The following is a 22,021-nucleotide window of genomic DNA, read 5'->3' as shown; positions in this document are numbered from 1 at the left end:
CGAACTCCTTTTTGGTTCGGGCCAATAACCCCCGAGCTCCATCAAGGTTCCAGAATTTTCTGAAGAACCCGCCTGCGTCTTGCTATGGCTTGAAGATGACTAAACGAATTCAACCGGCCCCGAAGGTTCTCGGAGCCTGAGGTATCGGACGGAAAGCCGTCAGACGCGGGTGCGTGCCAGGCCGTCACGGGCCGGACCGTAGTCCGGGTCCAGCTGGAGGGCGCGCGAATAGGACTTTGCGGCCTTTGCCTTGTCGCCGCGTTTCTCATAGACGAGGGCCTGGTTTGCCCAGCTCTCCGCTATGTTTCCGTCGAGGCGAATGGCGGTGTTAAAATCGGAGAAGGCGTTCTCCTCATCGCCCTGGGCGAGGTAGGAAAGGCCGCGCCCATTATAGCCATAGGGCGCTTCAGGAGCCAGGGAGATGGCCGTAGCGAAGTCCTCAATGGCGTATTGATGCTGGCCGCTCGCCTGGTAAAGCAGGCCACGGCGGTAATAGGCGCGGGGGTCTGTCGTATCGAGCTGGATGGCGCGTTCCAGATCGGCCAGCGCCTCGCTGCTGCGTCCGGAGAGGCGATAAATCTCCGCGCGGCCGATATAGGCGGTGTCGTAGCTGGAGTTGAGCGCGATCGCCTGATTGTAGTCGGCCAGCGCCTTGTCGTTCTGTCCCATATAGCGATAGATCAGCGCGCGGTTCGCATAGGCGTTGTGTGAGCGCGGGTTGAGCGCTATCGCCTTGTCGAAATCCTTGAGCGCATCGGCATAGCGTCCGGCCCGGCCATAGGCGCTGCCGCGCATGTTGTAGGCTTCCGGCTCGTTCGGCGTGCGCTGAATGACGGCGCTCAGCGAAGCGATGTTTTCGGCTGAACCCTGGGCTGTGTCGATGCGGCTCAAATCCGTCGCAGGGCTGTTGGACTGACAGGCTGCAAGCGGCACCAGAGCAAGGAGCGCGCAGGCCGCAAGGCCGCGTCGGAAACGAAGGGATGGCGAAGTCTGGATCGAAGTCATTGCTTCTAATGCCATAGCCTTATCACCAAACCAAGCCATTGATGCCCCTTTAGCTGAAAATGCCGGATACGCCAAAACGCGGCGCGATCAGTCGATCACGCCGCGTTGAGTATAGACGGAAATCGTCGAAAGATGGGCGCAGGTCAGCGCGCTGCCGGACGACCGCCGACGAGACCTTCGCGCTGGGCGCGCTTGCGAGCCAGCTTGCGGGCGCGGCGCACGGCCTCTGCCTTTTCGCGGGCGCGCTTTTCGGAGGGCTTCTCATAGTGCCCACGCATCTTCATCTCACGAAAAATGCCTTCGCGCTGCATCTTCTTCTTGAGCGCGCGGAGCGCCTGGTCAACATTGTTGTCGCGGACGAGTACCTGCACGTGGGCTTCCTGTCGAAGGTTGGTCTCAATACTGTTGAATTCATCTTCCTTTGCGCATCGGCAAAGGTTTCCGCAGCAATTTCTTACCACGAATAGCGGCGGCTCATAACAGAGCCTGCGGGCTTTGTCTAGGCAAAACGGGCGAATATCGGCGCACGGAGGCGAGATTCCGTGCGCCGGCTGGCTTATGTCTTGTTGATGGAGACGCCGCCATCGGCCAGAAGCGCGATGCCCGTGGTGAAGCTGGATGCATCGGATGCAAGGTAAAGTGCTGCATTGGCGATTTCGTCAGGCCGGGCGATGCGCTTGAGGGCGTGGAAGTTCTCTATGAATGCGCGTTCTTCCGGCGTGCTGAAGGTGGCGGCAGGGGTGTCCGTTCCCCCGGGCAGGAGTGCATTGACGCGTATGCCCTCAGGCCCGAGTTCGGCTGCGAGCGCTTGCATCATTCCGACAAGCCCTGCCTTGGTGGCGGCATAGGCAGCCATTCCGGGCATGCCTGCGGTGTGACCGACGAAGCTCGACGTGAAGATGAGCGAGCCGCTCCCCCGGCGGCGTAGTGCGGGAATCTGATGGCGTGCGGCAAAAAAAGCAGAGGTCAGGTTCGTCTCCAGGACCATGTTCCAATCGGTGGCCGATATTTTCTCAAGAGGCATCAGCGGGCCCACGAGACCCGCATTGTTGAACCCGATGTCGAGGCCTCCAAAATGGCTTTCCGCCATAGCGACGAGCGCTTCGTTGTGGGCTTCGTCCCGGATGTCTCCGGCAAGAGCGACGGCTTCGCCGCCGTCCGCGGTAATTTCCTGTACCAGTTCTTCCAGGACGGCCAGGCGACGGGCCGTGACGACCAGCCTGGCCCCTTGTGCTGCAAACAGCTTGGCCGAGGCCCGACCTATCCCCGAACTTGCTCCGGTCACGATTGCGATCTTGCCGATGAGTGAAAACATATTGATTGCCCTTGTCTGTTTCTGGGATCGTTTGTGCTGCGGCAAATTTTCAGAAGCGTGGGCTATCAACCACCCGAAACAGGACAAGGCTGAGAAGGCGCGAAAGCGCATATGGGAACGGTCGAAAATCGATTTTGATTTGCGGATCGATCGGTTAGGCTTCGGTGCCGGTGTCGGCTGCACAGGGTTCTGTCTTCGGGAAGGTTCATGCGCAGATATTCCGTTTTCGCCATCGCGCGGGAGGCAATGAGAGGCCACAGGGGATGGCCGGAACAATGGTCCTCGCCAGAGCCGAAAAAGAGCTATGACGTCATCATCGTCGGTGCGGGCGGGCACGGGTTGGGCACGGCCTATTACCTTGCCAAAGAGCACGGCATTACCAATGTGGCGGTGCTTGAGAAGGGATGGCTCGGCGGCGGCAATACGGGGCGCAACACCACCATCATTCGCTCGAACTACCTTTATGATGAAAGTGCTGGCATCTACGAGCACGCGCTGAAGCTCTGGGAAGGGCTGTCGCAGGATCTCAATTACAACGTCATGTACAGCCCGCGCGGCGTGATGATGCTGGCGCACAACGTGCACGACGTGCAGGTTTTCAAGCGGCATATTCATGCCAACCGCCTGAACGGTATCGACAATGAATGGCTGACGCCCGAAGAGGCGAAGGCCTATTGCCCGCCGCTCAATATTTCGCGCGCCGCGCGCTATCCGGTCGTTGGGGCCGCGCTGCAAAGGCGCGGCGGCACGGCGCGGCACGATGCGGTTGCCTGGGGCTATGCGCGGGCGGCTTCGGCGCGCGGGATCGATATCATCCAGAATTGCGAGGTGACAGGTATCCTGCGCGGTGCGGACGGCGCCGTGACCGGTGTCGAAACCTCGCGCGGCACAATTCACGCGAAGAAGGTCGGCGTCGTCGCCGCCGGTCATACATCCGTGCTGATGCAGATGGCCGGGGTGCGGATGCCGCTCGAATCCTACCCGTTGCAGGCGCTGGTATCGGAGCCGGTCAAGCCTGTCTTTCCCTGTGTGGTCATGTCCAACACCGTCCATGCCTATATCTCGCAATCGGACAAGGGGGAGCTGGTGATCGGGGCCGGCACCGACCAGTACACCTCCTATTCGCAGACGGGTGGGTTGCATGTCATTCAGCACACGCTCGATGCGATCTGTGAGATGTTTCCCATGTTCACGCGTATGAAGATGCTGCGGTCCTGGGGCGGCATAGTGGATGTGACGCCCGACCGTTCGCCGATCCTGGCACGCACGCCCGTACCGGGGCTCTACGTGAATTGTGGATGGGGAACCGGCGGCTTCAAGGCAACGCCGGGTTCGGCCCATGTCTTTGCCCACACCATTGCGCGCGACGAACCGCACCCGATCAATGCGCCGTTCACGCTTGAGCGGTTTCGCAGCGGTCGGCTGATCGATGAGGCAGCGGCGGCTGCCGTTGCGCATTAGAGCGCCATGTGTCCATTCGGATGTACAAAGGACGCTCTATCCATCTGTTTTTCCGCATTTATGCGGACGTCAGGTGTAAACACCTGACTGCAAAATACTATGGAAAGGGCGAGCATGCTTTTGATCCACTGCCCCTATTGCGGCGAGGCCCGGCCCGAGCTGGAATTTCGCCATGCCGGTGAAGCGCATGTGGCACGGCCTGTCGGCGCCGATGTGGGCGATGAGGATTTCGAAGCCTTTCTGTTCCTGCGTGCCAATCCCAAGGGGATCGTGTTTGAGCGCTGGCGGCATATTCATGGTTGCGGACGCTTCTTCAACGCGGCGCGCGACACGGTGTCCGACAGGTTCCTGGTGACCTACAAGGCAGGCGACAAGGCGCCGGCGGATATTGAGGGAGGCCGGGTATGATGGTGTGGAATACCCCCTCTGGCCTGCGCCGATCCTTCAAGGCGGGAGTTCGCTGATGGCAGAAGCTTTCCGCATCAGAGGCGCAGGGCGCATCGAGGGCGCCCGGGGCGTTCGCTTCAGCTTCGACGGGCAATCCTATCGCGGCATCGAGGGAGACACGCTTGCCTCCGCCCTTCTGGCGAACGGTGTGCATCTGGTCGGGCGCTCGTTCAAATATCACCGCCCGCGCGGCATCGTTTCGGCGGGGGCGGAAGAGCCCAATGCGCTGGTGGGCATAAGGCGTGACCGGTCGCGCCAGACCCCCAATGTCCGCGCGACCGTTCAGGAGGTCTATGACGGGCTTGTCGCCATATCGCAGAACCGGTGGCCGTCGCTCGCCTTCGACGTTGGAGCGGTGAATGATCTTGCCTCGCCGTTTTTCTCAGCAGGTTTCTACTACAAGACCTTCATGTGGCCGAAAGCGGCGTGGGAGCGGTTTTACGAACCCTTTATCCGTCGTGCGGCGGGGCTTGGGGTTGCGCCTGACCGGGCAGATGCAGACTGCTATTCGAACCGTTTCGCCCATTGCGATGTGCTCGTGGTCGGCGGGGGCGCTGCCGGCCTTGCCGCAGCACTTGCCGCAAGCGATGCAGGCGCGAGCGTTATTCTGGCCGACGAGCAGGCGGAGACGGGAGGCGCGCTGCGTGGCGAGAAGACGGCGCTGGTCGACGGAAAATCCGCCTGGGAATGGGCAAAGGAGGCAACGGAGACACTGGCGCAACGCGCCAATGTGCGCATTCTCACACGCACCACCGCTTTCGGTTATTACGCGCAGAACATGGTCGCGCTTTCCGAGCGGCGTACGGATCATCTGGCCGAACCGCCAACCGACATGCCCCGCGAGCGCCTTTGGCAGGTGCGGGCGGCGCGGGTGGTTCTCGCCACAGGCGCAATCGAGCGGCCAATGGTGTTTCCCGGAAACGACCGGCCGGGTGTGATGCTGGCGTCCGCCGCCCGGTGCTACCTCAATCATTATGGCGTTGCCGTCGGCCGCCGTGTCGGGGTGTATACGGCAGAAGACAGCGCCTGGCAGGCCGCCTTCGATCTGAAAGGCGCGGGGATCGATGTTTCGGCAATCGTCGACAGCCGCCCTTCTCCGCCGGAGGACTTTGTCGAGCGGGCGACTGCGCTCGGCATCGAATGCCTGACGGGTCACGCGGTTACGGGCACCAGTGGGCGCCTGCGGATCTCTTCATTGAAGGCACGGCGTATCGGCGGAACGGCCATTCGCGACATTGCCTGCGATGCGCTCCTGACCTCTTCGGGCTGGACGCCCTCCGTTCATCTCTTTTCGCAATCGCGCGGCAAGCTTGTGTTCGATGCCGACAGCCAGCGCTTCCTGCCGGGTGAGGGGCCGCAGGACTGTATTTCCGCAGGGGCATGCGCGGGCGCGCTCAGCCTTGCCGAAGCCGTGGAGCAGGGATTTCGTGCAGGGGCTGCGGCAAGCGGCAAGCGCCGGCGCAAACCGGTCCCGATGGTTACAGAGGGGGCTTCCTGGTCGGAGGGGACGCTCGGCCCGGCCGAGGATGCGGGCACCGGCGCTTTCGCCAAGGCATTCGTCGACTTCCAGAACGACGTTACCGCGAAGGACATCGCGCAGGCTGTGCGCGAGGGCATGCGTTCCATCGAGCATGTAAAACGCTTCACCACCACCGGCATGGCGACGGACCAGGGCAAGACCTCCAACATGCACGGGCTTGCCATTGCCGCCGGCATATTGCGAAAGCCGATCCCGGAAGTGGGGCTCACGACCTTTCGAGCACCCTACACGCCGGTCACTTTCGGCGCGCTGGCGGGGCATGCGCGCGGTGCTTTGTTCGAGCCGGTACGACGCACGCCGATCCACGACTGGGCCAAGATGCAGGGCGCGGTCTTCGAAGATGTGGGGCAATGGAAACGCGCGCGCTATTTCCCGCAGGATGGCGAGGACATGCATGGCGCGGTGGCGCGCGAGTGCCGCACGGTGCGCGAAAGCGCCGGCGTTTTTGACGCTTCCACGCTTGGCAAGATCGAGGTGACGGGGCCGGATGCGGCCGCCTTTCTGGAGATGATCTACACCAACCCGTGGTCGAAGCTCGCCGTGGGGCGGTGCCGATATGGCGTCATGCTGCGCGAGGACGGTTTCATTTTCGATGACGGGGTGGTCGGACGGCTGGCCGAGGACCGGTTCCATGTCACGACGACCACGGGCGGCGCGCCTCGCGTGCTGCATCACATGGAGGATTACCTCCAGACGGAATTCCCGCAAATGCGGGTCTATCTCACCTCGACAACCGAGCAATGGGCCGTCATCGCCGTGCAGGGGCCGAAGAGCCGCGACATCATCGCGCCCTTGGTCGAAGGTGTCGATCTTTCCGATGCGACGATGCCGCATATGTCGGTCCGCGAGGGCAAGGTCTGCGGGGTGCCGGCCCGGATATTCCGGATGTCGTTCACGGGCGAGCGTGGCTTCGAGATCAATGTGCCAGCAGATTTCGGACGCGCAGTCTGGGAGGAAATCTTTGCCGAAGCACAGAAAACGGGTGCTTGCGCCTATGGCACGGAGGCAATGCACGTGCTGCGCGCCGAGAAGGGTTATATCATCGTCGGCCAGGATACCGATGGTACGGTGACGCCGCATGACGTGGGGCTCGCCTGGGCGATAGGCAAGAACAAGACTGATTTTGTCGGCATGCGCGGCCTGATGCGCTCCGATCTCGCAGCCGGCGGTCGCAAGCAGCTGGTGGGTCTGAAGACCATCGACCCACGGACCGTGCTCGAGGAGGGGGCGCAGATCGTGGCCGATCCGAACGAGCCAGTGCCCATGACCATGATCGGGCATGTGACGTCGGCCTATTGGTCGGAGAATTGCGGGCGGTCCATCGCGCTGGCGCTCCTCAAGGATGGTGCAAGCCGCATTGGCGAGCGGCTCTTCGTGCCGATGCCTGACGGTGCGGTGAATGTGGAGGTTTGCCGGCCCGTCTTCTTTGACGAGGAAGGAGGGCGGCTTCATGGCTGACATGCTCCCGCGCGATGAAATTCTGGAAGGCCGCATGGTGGAAGGTGAGGGGGTGACGGTGATGCCTGCTGCGCCTGCATCGCGCCTTTCGTTGCGCGCTCCTGAAAAATCGCTGGCTTCGCTTTCGAAGGCGCTGGGACTGGAACTTCCCACGAACCCTAAGAGCAGCGCGACAGTCGGAAGCCGCGCGGCCCTGTGGCTCGGGCCGGATGAATGGCTGGTGATCGAAGGAAGCGGTGCAGCGCTTGCGGCTGCCTGCGCTCGTGTGAAGGCGTTTCATGCCGCCGTTGATATCTCGCACCGCAACACGGGGCTGATCGTGTCGGGGCCGCGTTGCGCCGATGTGCTCAATGCCGGTTGCCCGCAGGATCTTTCGCTTGCTGCGTTTCCAGTGGGAGCGGCCTCGCGCACGGTTCTCGGGAAAGCGGAGGCCGTTTTGTGGCGGACGGCTCGGGATGCATTCCGGGTGGAATGCTGGCGCTCGTTCGCGGACTATGTTTTCATGTTGCTGGAGGCGGCCGCTCGTGATGTGTGAAGGAACCGTCCGGCGGTCGCGACGTTCTCCTCAAAAGGAATTCCGTCATGCAATCCGACCCAAAAACATCCAAGTCCAAGGAAGAAGCCCTTGAGGAAGGGCTGGAGGGGACATTCCCCGCCAGTGATCCGGTATCGGTGACGCGCACCACGCGCACCGGCGCACCGGACGAGTTCGCGTCGAAGAAGGCTGCAAAGACCGCGGACGAGGAAGAGGAACTGGAAGAAGGGCTGGAGGATACTTTTCCCGCCAGCGATCCGGTTTCCGTCACCTCCTCCAGTCATGCAGGTGCGCCCGGCCGAAAGAGCGACAGGGAAAAGGGTTGAGCGACGATCTCATCCCTGGAAGAAAGCACGAAAGAGGGTGAGTGCCGCAATTGCGATGAGCAACAGCCCGGCACTGCGTCCGATGATGACGGTCATGCCCGGATTGTTCTGCAGCCAGTAACGCGAGCGGCCGGCGAAAAGCGCCAATGAGCCATAGATACCGGCTTGTACAGCCGCAATCATGGCGGCCATGACCAGAGCCTGCATCCAGACAGAACCATATTCCGGTTTCACGAATTGCGGATAGATCGCAAGCATGAAGAGATAGGCCTTCGGGTTGAGCAGGCAGGTTACAATGCCCTGGCCGAAGACCCGCGTCAGCGAGGTTGCGCTGGCCGCACCCGCATCCTTCATGACGATCGAGCTGCGCAGGAGCGCGTAACCGATCCAGGCCACATATACGGCGCCGGCTATGAGCAGAATGTTGAAGAGTGCGGGAAAGAAGTGCAGCAGGGCACCAACACCCAGCGCCGCATAGAGTGAGTGAAGGAGCCCTCCTGTCATGACGCCAGCTGTTGCGGCCAGGCCCGAGGAGCGCCCGTTCGAGAGGGAATTGGCCAGCACCAGGGCCATGTCCATTCCCGGCACGATGATGATTCCGAAGAGCAGGGTGAAGAAAATCCAGAGGTTTTCGCTGTAGGTCACGATGGCGTTCCGCATATTGAGATGCTGCACCATAAAGCCCGGCTCCTGACGGCATTCCGTCAGGAGCAGGTTTCGCTATTACGAAACCTTTGCGGTCGCTGCGCTCGACACGCGCCACGCTGCCGCAGCGCCGAGGAGTGCCGACGGGATGAAGCTTGCGAACGACCAGAGGGCGACGTTTTTCATGACCTCGGGGCTGCTGGTCTCGGCAAATCCCGCGATATTGGCCACAATTCCTGAAAGCGCGGCACCTAGGGCGAAGGCGATCTGCTGGGTGGTGGGCATTGCCGATGAGGCGCTGTCGCGCTCCGCTTCGGGGGCGGAGGCTACCACGCGGCGAATCAGGAACCCCCAGAACAGACCGAAGCCGGTTCCTTGCAGTATGGACAGGACAAGAACGGCCCAGACGGGGCCGATGGCCATGGCCGGGCCCATGCAGGCGACGGTGATGACGATGAGGGCGGAGCCGGCGCGGATCACCATCTTTTCGCCGACCGGACCGACACCGGCAAAGGCGACGGCGGCAAAGCTCCAGGCGACCGATTCTGCCGCGATGATGTAACCGGCCGTCAGGGCGGAGACGTCATGTATACGGTTGAGAAGAAACGGACCATAGACGGTGAAGGACATGGCCGCCGTGCCAAGCGCCAGATTGGCGATGAAGCCAGCGCCAAGGACGGTGCGGATGTCGAAGGGGTGGGAGGGGAACATGCGCTCGTTGGCGCGGCTGCCGTCGCGGCGCAGAAACAAATAGAAGAAAAGGGCTCCGGCGGCGACCAGGGGCACCGACGTCTGCGGCGCGACATAGATGCCGGCAGTGGCGACACAAAGTACAGCAAGCGACAGGAGAGCCAGCCGGACGATGGGGAAGCGCTGCCCCGAAACGGTCGCGCGTCCGGTGGGGCGCATGAAAGCAGGCACGAGAACCGCCAAAAGCACCGCCTGGATGGCAAAGACCCAAAACCCCCAGCGCCACAGGCCTAGATCGGCGAAGAGACCGCCGATGAGGGGACCGCAGAAGGCTGAAGCTCCCCAGATGGCCGACATCAGTGCGAGCAGACGAGGCCACATATCCTTGGGGAAGAGCCGCTGGATCGCCACATAGGTGAGGGCCACCAACAGGCCGCCGCCGACGCCCTGGGCGAAGCGGCCGGCAAGCATCCAGATCATGTCGGGGGCGAGCGCACTGATCACGCAGCCGAGCGTGTAGACAAGCGCGGAGAGCACGAAAGCGCGCCGCAACCCCATGCTTGCTGCCACCAGCGAGGCTGCAGCACCCGACAGGATCGACCCCAGCAGGTAAAGCGACAATGTCCAGCTTACCAGCCGGTCGCCGCCGATCTCTGCTACCGCTGCGGGCATGGCGGTGGCAACCAAAAGCGTGTCGGCGGCATGCAGCCAGATGCCGAGGCTCAAAAGCGCAAACTGACCAAGTTGGCCTGTTTTCAGGATATCCGCCCAGCCGGCATTGCCGAGCCGGGCGTCGGTGTTCGTTTCATTCATTTTGGAACCTCTTTGGGCGGGGCGCCTGTGGCGTCAGGCCGACCGTGCTGCTTCTATGCGGTATGCGCAACGGCGCGCGCCCGCAAGGATATGGTCGGTGCGGGTCACTTGCGTTTGCGGTCCCAGCACCATGCGGAAAATATTGAGCTCAGAGCGGCAAAAGCCCTGGCAGGCGCGCGCGGCGGCGCAGATCGGGCAATGGTTCTCGATCAGTAGAAAGGCACCATCTTCGAGTTTTTCGATCTCGGCCATGTACCCCTCGCTGGCGCGCAACGCAGCAAGCGCAGCGACCCGGCCTTCCAGATCGTCCTGAAGCGCCAGCGCCTTGCCATAGGAGGTTTCCATGATCTTTTCGCGCTGGCCGATCAGGCGGTTGAGGCCTTCTTCGCCGAAGATATTGCGGATCGAGGATATAAGTTCGAGGGTGAGCTGGGAGTGCGTATCGGGAAAGCGGCCGTGCCCCTTGGCGGAAAGCCGCCATATGCGCTCCGGTCGGCCCGGGCCGCGGATTTCTTCCTGGAACTGGACCAGGCCTGCCTCGTCGAGACGGGACAGCTGCTTGCGCACGGCCACGGATGAAATCCCCAGGGAATAGGCGAGGCGCTGGGCTGTCATCGCGCCTTTGGTTTTCAGGCAGAAAAGCAGGCGTTCATCGGCCGTTTCAGGGCCGACAGCGCCCTGTGGCTCAGCGCTGGGGGAGGGTGTTTTCGCGTCCATGCTTAAAACCGGTGAATCTCAAAATCGAGATTAAATAACCATATGGTTTCTTTAATGTCAATCGATGCCTTGCCAGGCGGGTGCGGTCATGTCATCCCTCGAATGCGGGGGCGCAAGGAATTGATTCATCGCCGTGACCTATCTGATGCGTGCGCCTATCGATGAAGGTTTTGCCGAAGGCGGTGTGATTGCCGCTTCCGAGCGTAGTGCCTTGCTCGAAAATTTCGGAAATTTCGTTCTCGCCTATTCGGTGGCTTATCAGCCACGCCTTCGCCGTTTTGGCGATGCGCGAGGCTTTATAGCCTACACGATGGTCGGCAAGACGGCCTATGCGCTTGCCGATCCGCTTGCGCCCCGTGACCATTGGCCGGCGCTTCTCGATTCCTTTGTGGAGAAAAAGCGCGACGTGACCTTCTGGCAGGTTTCGCGGCCTATGGCCGAGCTGCTTGCCTCGCGTGATTTTGCGGTGAACGCGCTTGGGGTCGAAAGCTTCATTGACCTTGCAGGTTATGATTTCGAAGGGCCGCAGCGGCGCAGTTTTCGCACGGCCGCCAATCGTTTTGCCCGCCTGGGGTGCCGGGTGGTGGAGCGCCCGGTTTCGGCATTCGACCCGGCGGAAATTGAGGCAATCTCGGTCGGATGGCGCAGGACGCGCACAACCAAGCGCCGGGAACTCGCCTTTCTCGTGCGACCGGTAAAGCTTGCCGATGAGGAGGGGGTGCGCAAGTTCTTTATCGTGGACGAACACGACAAACCCATCGCTTTCGCCTTTTTCGACCCTCTTTATGAAAATGGCAGGCTGGTCGGATATCTCTCGGCAACGCGCCGCTGGCTTCCCGACGCCGACCCCTTATCGGCCTATTTTCTCGTGCGCAGGGCGATCGAGGCTTTCCAGGCAGAAGGGGTTGCCCGTCTCTATTTCGGGCTGATGCCCTTTCATCGCATCGAGGACAAGGAGTTCCGCAAGGACTGGCTGACACGGCGGGCCTTTCGGTTCATCTATACCAACCCGCTTGCCCAGCGCTTCGTCTATCCGACGCAGTCGCTTGCCCGGCACAAGGAGAGCTATGGCGGGACGCAAAGGGAGACATGGTGTGCGATGAACACAGCTCCATCGCTGCCGCGGCTTCTGAAGCTGGTGAGAGCCTGCGGGATTGTTTAGGGCGTTTCACGAAGACGCTGTCGAGCCAGATCGATGCCCGAATGGTCCAATCCTTCGCATCGCTCGCGCACTGGCGTGAGCTTCAGCCGTCGCGCGAGCGATCCGGCATGGCAAGGGTCAGCCATTGAGCAGTCAGGGCAGGTTTGAGTGAATTCTCGATCTCGACGCTGACGTCGTAATTCACTTCCACGATGCCCGAGGGGCGGACATTCAATGCAGCGAGCACGAAGCGCGCACGGATGCGCGCGCCGCAACGAACCGGTGCGAGAAACCGGATTCGCTCGAAACCGAAATTGACGCCCATGCTGGTGCCCTCAAGCAGCGGAACCGCTTCGAACACCATGGTGGAAAGAAGCGAGAGGGAGAGAAAACCGTGGGCGATCGTGCCCCCATAGGGGGTTTCGCGCGCAGCGCGCTCGGGATCGGTGTGTATGAACTGATGATCGTCCGTCGCCGCGGCAAACTGATCGATCATTTCCTGCGAGACGACGCGCCACTTTGAGACGCCGACTTCCTCGCCAACGAGCTCGGTCGCCTTTTCAATGCTGATCGTCCCGGCACTCACCATGATACTCCGTGCTGCAGCGTGTTAGGCAGGGGCAATTCCCCAAGATGCGCCGGGCAGAGATACCGTCTTGAGCGCGCATTGTCACCCATTGCGCGCTTATCAGATGATAATTGTTCTCTTTAACGCGCCTTGCAGCCAGCTGACGTGCGCATAAGTGCGGAAAGACAAAAAGATGGAGCCTTCTTGGGTTCCCTAGATCGGTTCATCGTTTCACGGAAACTCAGAACCGATCTATCTTCTTGTTTCTCTGCATTTATGCAGACGTCATGTGATTCCACCTGACTGCAAAATGCTCTGGAGAAGGCTCTGTGCTCTCGTCTATTCCGGCTTTGCTTCCATGCCTGCCGCATGATCGAGCTCGCGTTCCAGCCGTGCCTCCTCTTCGGCTTTCGGCGTCATGAAACGGCCGAGAAGCAAATAGGCGACGGGGGTGAGAAACAACGTCGACAGGGTGGCGAGCCCGAGGCCCCCGACGATGATCCAGCCGAGCGCGATGCGCGCTTCCGCACCCGCACCGCTTGCCAGAACCAGCGGCACGCCGCCCACCACGGTGCAGATCATGGTCATGGCGACGGGGCGCAACCGGATGAGTGAAGCCTGCTCGATGGCCTCGCGCACGCCAAGGCCCCGGTCGCGCAGCTGGTTGGCAAATTCAACGATCAGGATGCCGTTCTTGGCCATGATGCCCACAAGAAGCACGAGGCCGATCTGGCTGTACACGTTCAGGCTGGTGCCCGTGGCGATCATGGCGAAGATCGCGCAGGCCAGGCCAAGAGGCACCGTCGCCATGATTATGAGAGCGCTAACGAAGCTCTCGAACTGGGCGGCAAGCACAAGAAGGATGATCACCACGGCGAAGCCGAAGATCGTCATCATGGAGTTGGCGGTTTCGCCCAGTGTCGCAGCTTCTGCGAGCGGTATGATGCGCGTCCCGGGCGCAAGCAGCGGCGTCGCGATCTCCTGGGCTCGTGCATAGGCCTCGCTCAGCGCCACACCGGGGGCGAGCGCGGAGCTGATGGCGACGGAACGCAGCTGCTGTTCGCGCGACAGCGAGGGCGGCACTGCCTGCTCCTTGAGCGTTGCGATGGATGACAGCGGCACAAAGCGCCCGTCGCCGGCGCGAATGAAGATGTTCTCAAGATCCGTCGGATCGTTCACCGGGTCGGTTGTGGAAAGCAGCTTCACGTCCACGCTGCGGTCGTCGATGAAGACAGAGCCGACCTTGCGGCCGTCGAGCATGGCCTGGATCGCATTGCCCAGACCGTCAATGCCGATGCCCAGGTCAAAGGCGCGCTCGCGGTTGATGGCGATGGCGAGTTGGGGTTGCGTGGTGTCGCTCGAAAGGCGGGCCTGCCGGAAATGGCTGTCCTTTTCCATCTCGGCCACGATCCTGGCGGCAATATCGTTCAACGTTGCATAGTTGTTTCCGGCGACGGCGAACTGAAGGCCGTTGCCCGCGCCGCGAATGCCAAGGCTGTTGGGCTGGAACACAAAGGCGCGCACGCCCGGCAGCGTGCTCGTTCGCTGCGACAGTTCGGCCACAATCTCCTGCTGGCTGCGGGTGCGCTCCTCCCATGGGGCAAGGCGCAGCACGAGGAAGCCGCTGTTCACCGCGCCCTGGCCGGCGATGGAGAAGGTGCTGAGCACCTCGCCGCTTTCGCGCATGGGTTCGATCAGTTCCTCAATGCGGCGCATCTGGTCTGCAAAATAGTCGAGGCTCACACCCTGCGGCGCGCTGATGCGCATGAAGGCAATCGAGCGGTCCTCGGTGGGGGTGACCTCCGACTTGATGGTGCCGAACAAAGCGAATGCCGCACCGGCGAACAGCACGGACACCAGGATGACGATGGCGGGGGCATCGAGGCAGGCGTGCAGCATGCGCTTGTAGATGCCGGCAAAAAAACTGCCGATCGTGCCCAGAACCCCGTGGCTGCGGTGGGGCTCTTCGCCTCCATGGGCCGTCAGCATGCGGGAGGCGAGCATGGGACACAGCGAAAGGGCAACGAGGGAAGACAGAAAGACGGAGATCGCCAGGACGAAGCCGAACTCCTTGAACAGGCCGCCGGCCTGTCCGGGCAGGAAGGAAATCGGGACGAAGACGGCAACGAGCGTTGCCGTGGTGGCGATCACGGCGAAGAACACTTCCTGTGTGCCAAGCACTGCGGCGGCGCGCGCGCCCATGCCCTGATTACGTCGGCGCACGATATTTTCCAACACCACGATGGCGTCGTCCACCACGAGGCCCGTTGCGAGCACGAGCGCCAAGAGGGTGAGAATGTTGATGGAAAAGCCCGTCAGGTAGATGGCGGCGAGTGTTCCGATCAGGGCCACCGGAATGGCAAGACCTGGAATGAGGGTGGCGCGGAAGTCGCCGAGGAACATGTAGATGACAAGGAGAACGACGGTCACCGAGATACCAAGTGCTATCTCCACCTCATGGATGGCGCCGTTGATGAAGGTGGCATCGTCGCTCGTGACCTCGATATCCATGCCCTCGGGCAGGTTCTGGCGGATTTCCTCCACGGCCTTGCGCACGCCGGTCGAGATGTCGAGCGTGTTCGACTGGGCCTGGCGCAGGATGCCGAGGCCGATGCCGTTGCGACCGTTGGAGCGAAGCTGGCTCTCGCCGATATCCGGGCCGAGCGTTACTGTCGCCACATCGCCGAGGCGCACATGGTTCTTGAGGTAGATCGCCTCGAACTCGGCGGGTGTCGTGACGGCCGCAGTGGCCCGCACGGTGAGGTCCTGCGTGCTGCTCGTCAGGGAGCCTGCCGGCGTGTCGAAGGCGACGGAGGAGAGGGCCTGTGTGACATCGGCCACGTTCAGGCCGAGGCTGGAGAGCTTGGTCTGGTCGATGTCGACCCGGAAAATCTTGGCGCGGTCGCCATAGACCTGAACATCCGCGACCCCGGGAACGGCTGCGAGCGCATCGGTGATTTCCTCATCGACCAGCACGGTCATGTCCTGGATCGACATGCGGTCCGAGGTCAGCGCCAGCCGCATGACGGCCTGCGCATTGCTATCTGCCTTCACGATGCGCGGAGCATCGGCATCGTCGGGCAGATTATTCTGAATGCGGCTCACGGCGTCGCGCAGATCGGAGGCCGCTGTGTCAAGATCGACATCCTCGGAAAACTCCACCGTGACGCGGCTGCGCCCGAAGGATGAGGTGGAGGAAATGGCCGAGACGCCGGAGACGCGTGCGATTGCGCCTTCGATGGGCGCTGTCACCTCCCGGTCCATCGTCTCGGCGGCGGCGCCGGTGAAGTCGGTCGAGATGGTGATGACCGGCCGATCCACATCGGGAAGCTCGCGCACTTCGATGCCGAACAGCGCGGCGAGGCCCGCCACGGCAATCAGCGTGTTGAACACGAAGGCAAGAACGGGGCGGCGAACGAAAAGCGCTGTCAGGCCGGCTTCGGCGTTTTTCACGGAGTTCGTCAAGAGGCCGTTCCTTCCACCTTCACGACGCGGGCGTCGCTCGATGTCGCGGGTGCGCCTGCTGCCCTGACGGGAGCGCCTTCGCGAACATTGTGGATGCCCTGGGTGACCACCTCGGTGCCGGTGGGGAACTCGGCGTCGACAAGGACGCTATCGGCGTTGCGCTGGATGATGTGAACCGGTTTCTGCCGTGCGACACCGCCCTCGACGATCCAGACATAGGGGCCATCGGCACTCCATTGGATGGACAGGGGATCGACCGAGGGAAAGGTCTCACCGGGAAACCGCATGTCGATGCTGAAGGCCATTCCGGCGCGCAAACGGTCGTCGGGATTTTCGATCTGTCCTTCGACGCGCAATGTGCGGCTGTCAGGGTCGATCCGATTGTCGAGCGCGCTGACCGTGCCTTTGTGAATGGAGGAAGCGCGGGCAACCGAGGTCGCGGTAAAGGGTGCGCCGATCTCAATCTGGTCGGCATAGCGCTCGGGAATCCAGAAGTCGACCAGAATGCGCGAACGGTCGTCTATGGTGGCGATCTCGGTGCTGGTGGTGACATAGCTGCCGGCGGAGATGGGCAGGATGCCGACGCGACCGTCGATGGGGGCCACGATGGAACGGCGTTCGAGAGCCAGTTGAGCCTCCCGTCGGGCGAGCTCGGCATTGCGCAAAGCCAATTCGGCCTCGTTTTGCTGAACGACGCTCACCGTGTTGGAGGAGCGCAGCGTCTTGACCCTTTCCAGGGTCGCATTGGCATCGTCTAGGGCGACGACGGCCCGGTCGAGCGCAATCTCCTCGGAATCGGAATCGAGTTTTGCGATCAGGTCCCCGGCCTTCACCTCGCTGCCCGAGGTGACCACGATTTCCGTCAAAGTGCCCGAGGCAAGCGGATTGACCGAAACGGAGCGCAGGGCCCGCCCTGTGCCGATGGCAGTCAGGCGATCATTGATGGTGGCAAGGGTTACCGGCTGTGTGACCACGGGGCCGGACGATGCACCACCCCTTCCGCCGCCGCGCTGGCCACCGCCAGTTGCGGCATTCTGTGCGGTTGCCGCCGGCTCCTTAACAATGCCGGCGCGGGCAAGAACCGCTTGTCCGGCAGGAAAGAACCACAGCCAGGCGCATGCCGCCGCGGCGAGTATGATCAAGGCGATGATCGCCTGCTTCCAGAAAGACATATACGCTCCGGCTGTCGGTCAATGGCTGTGGGCGTACCTGTTCGCCGGTATGTCGGACGTTTCAGGTCATGATCTTTATGACAGCTTCGCCCGGTGTTTTCATCTGCTCTAGTATTAAATTATCGTAAGGTCCTGCGCCGGAAAGCCCTTGCGTGCATGGGGCCACGCCAAAGTGAAGCGCCTGGGATATGGGGCGATGTCGTGTCCGGTGAATGCGAGCCGCGTCGTTTCCGGCCGCTCTGCCCGGTGATTTTGCTCCGAGAGAAACTATTCGGCGAGAAATCCGCGGCGGCCCTGATCACGTTGTGCCGCTATTTCGCCCGTCAGGATGCGCAGGAACAACGCTGTCGCCTTGCTCATCTCGCGTGATTTTGGCCAGATGACACCTGTGTTCATGGTCGAGATATGGTCGGAGATCGGCTTTCGCAGCAGCCGCTGACCTTCGAGCGACCAGGCGCGGTATATCATGTCGGAGAGAACGGTGATCCCGTGGCCGGCTGCGACGAGGCTTCTTATGGCTTCGATCGAATAGCTGCGGAAGACGATGTTCGGCTGGAACCTGTGTTGCTCCCAGGCTGCCGTCATCGTGTGCTCGTGATCGTCGGTCTGAAGCAGGAAATACGGTTGATCCACCAAATCCGTGAAGGCGAGCGTCTCCCGGGACGCGAACGGATGTCCCGCGCCGATCCAGAGCTGCCTTTGTGAGACGAGCAGCGTTTCTTGCTCGAAATCCTCCTTGTTTCCTATGTTGGAGATAAGAATGATGCCCAGGTCGAAACGCCCTTCGAGCACGCCGGTTTCAACCTCCGGCCTTGGTAATTCGGTCACATGCATCGTCAGGCTGGGCGCCCTGTGCCGAATCTCGCGCCAGATTCGAGGCAGGTAGTAGCCTGAAACCGTGTCGGTCACGCCAAGCCGCACCTCGCCGCCGATATGTCGGTCATCTTCCACGCTCAGCGTCATCAGGTCTTCGAGCCCGGCCAGCACTCCGGTCGCGTTCTGCAGGAACAACTGCCCTGCGGCGGTCAGTTCGACGCCCTTCGACTTGCGATGGAACAAGCGGTATCCCAGCCTGCCCTCGAGATCCCGGATCGCGATGGTGATCGAGGACTGCGTGACATTCATGTCATTGGCGGCGCGGGATATCTGACCGCTGCGCGCGGCGGCGATGAAATATTGCAGCTGTCGGACGGTTGGTAGCATAAATTTTATCAATAACCCTGTTTATGTATTTAAACTAGTTATTTCGTGTGGCGGTGCATAGCGTCCCGCCATGATCCGAGCAACGTCCACTTCCGAACAATCGCTCCTGAAAACGGGCTTCTGTGCCTTGTGCCGGTCACGATGCGGGGCACGCTTCGAGGTCAGCGGCGGGCGGCTTGTGGCAGCTTATCCGGAGCCTTCGCACCCCACGGGTTCCGCGCTCTGCACAAAGGGCCGCGCCGCGCCGGAAATCGTTGCCGATCCCGAGCGGATATTGACCCCGTTGCGCCGGACAAAGCCCAAAGGCAGCGAGGATGCCGGTTGGGAGCCCATCGGGTGGGACGAGGCGCTGGATGATATTGCCGGAAGACTGGGGGCGATCCGTGCCCAGTCCGGGGCGGAGGCCGTCGCCTTCGGGGTGACTACGCCCAGCGGCACGCCGATGAGCGATTCCATCGACTGGGTCGAGCGCTTCATCCGTGGCTTCGGAAGCCCGAACACGATCTACGGAACGGAATTGTGCAATTGGCACAAGGATTTCGCCCATGCCTTCACGACGGGAAGCGGCATCCTTTATCCCGACTACAGGAATACGGAGACGATCCTTCTCTGGGGGTTCAACCCAAGTGCCGTCTGGCTCGACCAGGCAACCCAGATTGCCGCAGCCAAGGCGCGGGGTGCGAGGATTATCGCAGTCGATCCGCGTGCTGCGGGCTATGCGCGTGGCGCCGATCATTGGTTGAAACTGCGGCCTGGAAGCGACCTGCCGCTTGCCATGGGGCTCCTGCGCCAGCTGATCGAGCGCCGGGGCTATGATGAGGTTTTTGTGCGCCGCTGGACGAATGCGGCCCTTCTCGTGAGGGCCGATTCAGGAGCGTTCCTGCGGGCCGAGGATATTGGCGAAACTGGCCGGACCGGGGCCTATGTCGCCTGGAACGGTGCGCCGGTATTCTACGACGCGGGGCGACGCAGTTTCGATGCTGATGCTGCCGGCTTGTTGCTGCGCGGCAGGTTCGTGGTGGCCGGGATCGAATGCCGGCCGGCATTCGACCATCTTTGCGAGGCGGTGCAAGCTTATTCTCCGGAGCATGTAGCCCGGATGACCGGCGTTGCGCCCGAGGCGCAGAACAAGGCTGCGGAGCTTCTGAGCGCTTCGCGTTCGGTCGCCTATTATTGCTGGACCGGGGTGGGCCAGCATCGGCATGCAACCCAGACGGATCGAGCGATTGCTCTTCTGGTCGCGCTCAAAGGCCGGCATGACGCGCCAGGCGGCAATGTGGCTTTCACGAAAGTTCCAACGAACCCCGCGAATGGGGCTGAGTTGCTGACGCCCGAGTTCACCTCCCGCGCCATCGGCTATGGCGAACGTCCCATCGGTCCGGCAGCCATGGGCTGGGTGCGTGCGCTCGACGTCTATCGCGCGATCCTCGATGCCGTCCCCTACAAGGTCCGAGGGCTCGTGTCTTTCGGCGCAAACTTCGCGGTCTCCCAGGCCGGAACCGATCTGGCGGTGGATGCGCTGGAGAAGCTTGAGTTCCACGTACATTGCGACCGGTTGATGACGCCCACAGCGCAATTTGCGGATTACATCCTGCCGGCGAATACCCCATGGGAGCGGGAAGCCCTGCGGGTCGGCTTCGAGGTCAGCCAGGAAGCGGAGAGCCTTGTCCAATTGCGCCAGGCGGTCGTCCCATCGGCGGGGGAAAGTCGTTCGGACACAGACATCGTTTTCGCCCTGGCCACAAGGCTTGGCATGGCCGATGCGTTTTTCGGCGGCGATGTGGATGCCGCACGAAACTGGCAGCTGGCGCCTGCCGGGTTAAACGTCGCGCAATTGCGGGCTGCTCCCGAGGGCATTTCGTTGCCGCAGAGGCAAAGACATCGCAAATACGCTGAAGAGACCGAGGGAGGATATTGCGGCTTTGCTACCGACACGGGGTTGATCGAAGTCTATTCGGATCTCCTGCGCCGTCATGGTCAACCGCCAGTGCCGCGCATCGTGGGCGATATTCCCGGGCCCGACCGCGATTTTCCGCTGCTTCTGACGACGGCCAAGAGCCCCTATTATTGCCATAGCCAATACCGTTCCATTCCGTCATTGCGCAAACGGGCGCCGCAACCGCAGGTGCGGCTGCATCCCGATGCTGCCGCGTTGTACGACCTCGAACATGGCGACACCGTGCGTCTTTGCACCGAAGCGGGAGAGGTGCGCATGCAACTTGCCTGCGACCGGAGCCTTGATCCAGGCACGGCGGTGGCTGATTACGGCTTCTGGCAGGCAAATTCCAAGCTGCGATTGCCTGGATACGATCCCTTCTCGAATAAAGGGGCGAACTTCAATCGACTGATCTCCCTGAGCGAAGCCGATCCGGTCAGCGGAGCGCTTCAGCATCGTTCAACCCGCTGTGCGGTGCGGCCGCTGGAGGAAGGTGCGCAGGCCTGGCGCGGTTTCCGTCCCGCGCGGGTGATCGAGCACGAACGGATTGCCGAGGACTGCATGCGCGTCGGCTTCGCGGTGGAAGGCCGGGACAATCTGCCCGACTACGCGCCCGGCCAGCATATCGTGCTGCGGATCGCCGCGCCCGAAGGCGGTGTCCCCGTGACGCGCTGTTACTCCCTTGTCGGTTCCGCCCGCGATAAGAGCCGAAACAGCTATATCATCACGGTGCGCAGGGTGGCTGCACCCACCGGGCGCAGCGATCTCTCTCCGGGGCGGGCCTCGACGCTCATTCACGATCATCTGCACTTGGGCAGCAAGGTGGAGTTGCAGGCACCGAAAGGTCGTTTCACACTTCCGCTTGAGCCGTCACGTCCCATCGTCATGGTGGCGGGCGGCATTGGGATCACCCCATTCCTTTGCTATCTTGAGACGCTTGCCAGCAGCGGTTCGCCTGCACGAGTGCATCTGGTCTACGCCAATCGAAATGGCGATAGCCATGCCTATCGCGACCGGTTGAGGGCGTTTGGCAAGCTGCTGAAGGGTTTCAGCATGGTATCGCTCTATGACGCACCGGCCCCAAGCGATCGCCAGGGACCTGATTTCGACCGTATCGGACGTATCGAGCTGGCCGATCTCTTTCCCGACGATCTGGGTGCGACGCCCGAGGTTTATCATTGCGGCCCACCGCCCATGATGCGCGCCGTGGAGGCCATGCTGGAAAAGGCGGGCCATCCCGAAGAGCTTATTCATAGTGAGACCTTCGGAGCACCGTTGCCGGGGCAATCCGCCAAGCTGCCCGAGGGACCGTTCACCGTCGAGTTCCGGCGCAGCGGCAAGACCCTGACATGGAGCAGGGGGGCTGGAACGCTGCTTGATTTCGCGGAGAAGGCGGGACTTGAGATGGCAAGCGGCTGTCGTGCCGGCCAGTGCGAAAGCTGTGCCGTGAGGATCATTCAGGGCAAGACCCAGCCGATCAGCGACGAATTCCCCGCCAACCCGGAACTGTGCCTGACATGCAGCACCGTGCCTGCCAGCGATCTGGTGCTGGATGGATAGGGGAAGCCAACCGATTTCGTAACA

General features: G+C 61.9%; 17 protein-coding genes. 7 read left to right on the top strand and 10 right to left on the bottom strand.

The annotated features are described in order from the left end of the window. Positions 1–159: 159 nt before the first annotated feature. From NA8A_RS10355 to NA8A_RS10345, 3 genes are all read right to left on the bottom strand, one after another. Complete coding sequence (locus NA8A_RS10355; protein WP_040672337.1) at positions 160–1,020, bottom strand: tetratricopeptide repeat protein; 861 nt, start codon at positions 1,018–1,020, stop codon at positions 160–162. 128 nt (positions 1,021–1,148) lie between these two features. After that, a complete protein-coding gene (gene rpsU, locus NA8A_RS10350) occupies positions 1,149–1,376 on the bottom strand; it encodes a 30S ribosomal protein S21 (RefSeq protein WP_009450397.1) in 228 nt (75 codons plus the stop codon). 185 nt (positions 1,377–1,561) lie between these two features. Then, positions 1,562–2,320, bottom strand: coding sequence for an SDR family oxidoreductase (locus NA8A_RS10345; protein ID WP_009450395.1), 759 nt, complete (start codon positions 2,318–2,320; stop codon positions 1,562–1,564). A 207-nt stretch (positions 2,321–2,527) separates the two neighbouring features. Here NA8A_RS10345 and NA8A_RS10340 point away from each other — a divergent pair, with 207 nt between their 5' ends. The 5 genes from NA8A_RS10340 (at position 2,528) to NA8A_RS10320 (ending at position 8,087) form a co-directional block, all read left to right on the top strand. Next, positions 2,528–3,781 (top strand): sarcosine oxidase subunit beta, encoded by a 1,254-nt coding sequence (locus NA8A_RS10340; RefSeq protein WP_009450394.1) that lies wholly within the window; start codon positions 2,528–2,530, stop codon positions 3,779–3,781. 114 nt (positions 3,782–3,895) lie between these two features. Next, on the top strand, positions 3,896–4,189 hold the full coding sequence (locus NA8A_RS10335; protein ID WP_009450392.1) for a sarcosine oxidase subunit delta: 294 nt from the start codon (positions 3,896–3,898) through the stop codon (positions 4,187–4,189). A 55-nt stretch (positions 4,190–4,244) separates the two neighbouring features. Then, positions 4,245–7,226, top strand: a complete 2,982-nt coding sequence (locus tag NA8A_RS10330; protein WP_009450391.1) for a sarcosine oxidase subunit alpha — start codon at positions 4,245–4,247, stop codon at positions 7,224–7,226. Next, positions 7,219–7,761 carry a sarcosine oxidase subunit gamma gene (locus NA8A_RS10325; protein ID WP_009450390.1) on the top strand — a complete coding sequence of 181 codons (543 nt, stop codon included), beginning with the start codon at positions 7,219–7,221 and terminating at the stop codon, positions 7,759–7,761. The genes NA8A_RS10330 and NA8A_RS10325 overlap by 8 nt, the downstream gene beginning before the upstream one ends. 47 nt (positions 7,762–7,808) lie before the next feature. Next, positions 7,809–8,087 carry a hypothetical protein gene (locus NA8A_RS10320; RefSeq protein ID WP_051017992.1) on the top strand — a complete coding sequence of 93 codons (279 nt, stop codon included), beginning with the start codon at positions 7,809–7,811 and terminating at the stop codon, positions 8,085–8,087. 9 nt (positions 8,088–8,096) lie between these two features. Here NA8A_RS10320 and NA8A_RS10315 read toward each other — a convergent pair whose 3' ends face one another. The 3 genes from NA8A_RS10315 to NA8A_RS10305 all read right to left on the bottom strand — a co-directional run bounded on the left by NA8A_RS10315 (position 8,097) and on the right by NA8A_RS10305 (position 10,952). Further along, complete coding sequence (locus tag NA8A_RS10315) at positions 8,097–8,732, bottom strand: LysE family translocator (RefSeq protein ID WP_040672395.1); 636 nt, start codon at positions 8,730–8,732, stop codon at positions 8,097–8,099. 78 nt (positions 8,733–8,810) lie between these two features. After that, positions 8,811–10,235 carry an MFS transporter gene (locus tag NA8A_RS10310; RefSeq protein WP_009450387.1) on the bottom strand — a complete coding sequence of 475 codons (1,425 nt, stop codon included), beginning with the start codon at positions 10,233–10,235 and terminating at the stop codon, positions 8,811–8,813. Positions 10,236–10,268: 33 nt separating this feature from the next. Further along, complete coding sequence (locus NA8A_RS10305) at positions 10,269–10,952, bottom strand: helix-turn-helix transcriptional regulator (RefSeq protein ID WP_009450386.1); 684 nt, start codon at positions 10,950–10,952, stop codon at positions 10,269–10,271. 133 nt (positions 10,953–11,085) lie between these two features. On the opposite strand from NA8A_RS10305, the gene NA8A_RS10300 reads away from it, so the two are divergent. Then, positions 11,086–12,114, top strand: a complete 1,029-nt coding sequence (locus NA8A_RS10300; RefSeq protein WP_009450385.1) for a DUF2156 domain-containing protein — start codon at positions 11,086–11,088, stop codon at positions 12,112–12,114. Positions 12,115–12,196: 82 nt separating this feature from the next. Here NA8A_RS10300 and NA8A_RS10295 read toward each other — a convergent pair whose 3' ends face one another. From NA8A_RS10295 to NA8A_RS10280, 4 genes are all read right to left on the bottom strand, one after another. Then, a complete protein-coding gene (locus NA8A_RS10295) occupies positions 12,197–12,682 on the bottom strand; it encodes a MaoC family dehydratase (RefSeq protein WP_009450384.1) in 486 nt (161 codons plus the stop codon). Positions 12,683–13,000: 318 nt separating this feature from the next. Further along, positions 13,001–16,126: an efflux RND transporter permease subunit gene (locus NA8A_RS10290; RefSeq protein ID WP_009450383.1), complete on the bottom strand. Its 3,126-nt coding sequence runs from the start codon at positions 16,124–16,126 to the stop codon at positions 13,001–13,003. Then, positions 16,123–17,298, bottom strand: a complete 1,176-nt coding sequence (locus tag NA8A_RS10285) for an efflux RND transporter periplasmic adaptor subunit (RefSeq protein ID WP_009450382.1) — start codon at positions 17,296–17,298, stop codon at positions 16,123–16,125. Before NA8A_RS10285 ends, NA8A_RS10290 begins: the two co-directional genes overlap by 4 nt. A gap of 267 nt (positions 17,299–17,565) precedes the next feature. After that, the gene (locus tag NA8A_RS10280; RefSeq protein WP_009450381.1) at positions 17,566–18,501 is read right to left on the bottom strand and encodes a LysR family transcriptional regulator; all 936 of its coding nucleotides are present in this window, start codon (positions 18,499–18,501) and stop codon (positions 17,566–17,568) included. Positions 18,502–18,571: 70 nt separating this feature from the next. Here NA8A_RS10280 and NA8A_RS10275 point away from each other — a divergent pair, with 70 nt between their 5' ends. Beyond that, positions 18,572–21,997 carry a molybdopterin-dependent oxidoreductase gene (locus tag NA8A_RS10275; RefSeq protein ID WP_009450380.1) on the top strand — a complete coding sequence of 1,142 codons (3,426 nt, stop codon included), beginning with the start codon at positions 18,572–18,574 and terminating at the stop codon, positions 21,995–21,997. Positions 21,998–22,021 lie beyond the last annotated feature (24 nt).

This window comes from Nitratireductor indicus C115 (genome assembly GCF_000300515.1).
Classification (GTDB): Bacteria; Pseudomonadota; Alphaproteobacteria; order Rhizobiales; family Rhizobiaceae; genus Nitratireductor; species Nitratireductor indicus.
The sequence above is the reverse complement of the archived record's forward strand: the minus strand, read 5'-3'. Positions and strand labels throughout refer to the sequence as shown.

Bases quoted from the DNA above. Each gene is read 5' to 3' on its own strand.
- NA8A_RS10355 (WP_040672337.1), bottom strand. From the start codon at position 1,020: ATGGCATTAGAAGCAATGACTTCGATCCAGACTTCGCCATCCCTTCGT.
- NA8A_RS10345 (WP_009450395.1), bottom strand. From the start codon at position 2,320: ATGTTTTCACTCATCGGCAAGATCGCAATCGTGACCGGAGCAAGTTCG.
- NA8A_RS10340 (WP_009450394.1), top strand. From the start codon at position 2,528: ATGCGCAGATATTCCGTTTTCGCCATCGCGCGGGAGGCAATGAGAGGC.
- NA8A_RS10335 (WP_009450392.1), top strand. From the start codon at position 3,896: ATGCTTTTGATCCACTGCCCCTATTGCGGCGAGGCCCGGCCCGAGCTG.
- NA8A_RS10330 (WP_009450391.1), top strand. From the start codon at position 4,245: ATGGCAGAAGCTTTCCGCATCAGAGGCGCAGGGCGCATCGAGGGCGCC.
- NA8A_RS10325 (WP_009450390.1), top strand. From the start codon at position 7,219: ATGGCTGACATGCTCCCGCGCGATGAAATTCTGGAAGGCCGCATGGTG.
- NA8A_RS10320 (WP_051017992.1), top strand. From the start codon at position 7,809: ATGCAATCCGACCCAAAAACATCCAAGTCCAAGGAAGAAGCCCTTGAG.
- NA8A_RS10310 (WP_009450387.1), bottom strand. From the start codon at position 10,235: ATGAATGAAACGAACACCGACGCCCGGCTCGGCAATGCCGGCTGGGCG.
- NA8A_RS10305 (WP_009450386.1), bottom strand. From the start codon at position 10,952: ATGGACGCGAAAACACCCTCCCCCAGCGCTGAGCCACAGGGCGCTGTC.
- NA8A_RS10295 (WP_009450384.1), bottom strand. From the start codon at position 12,682: ATGGTGAGTGCCGGGACGATCAGCATTGAAAAGGCGACCGAGCTCGTT.
- NA8A_RS10285 (WP_009450382.1), bottom strand. From the start codon at position 17,298: ATGTCTTTCTGGAAGCAGGCGATCATCGCCTTGATCATACTCGCCGCG.
- NA8A_RS10280 (WP_009450381.1), bottom strand. From the start codon at position 18,501: ATGCTACCAACCGTCCGACAGCTGCAATATTTCATCGCCGCCGCGCGC.
- NA8A_RS10275 (WP_009450380.1), top strand. From the start codon at position 18,572: ATGATCCGAGCAACGTCCACTTCCGAACAATCGCTCCTGAAAACGGGC.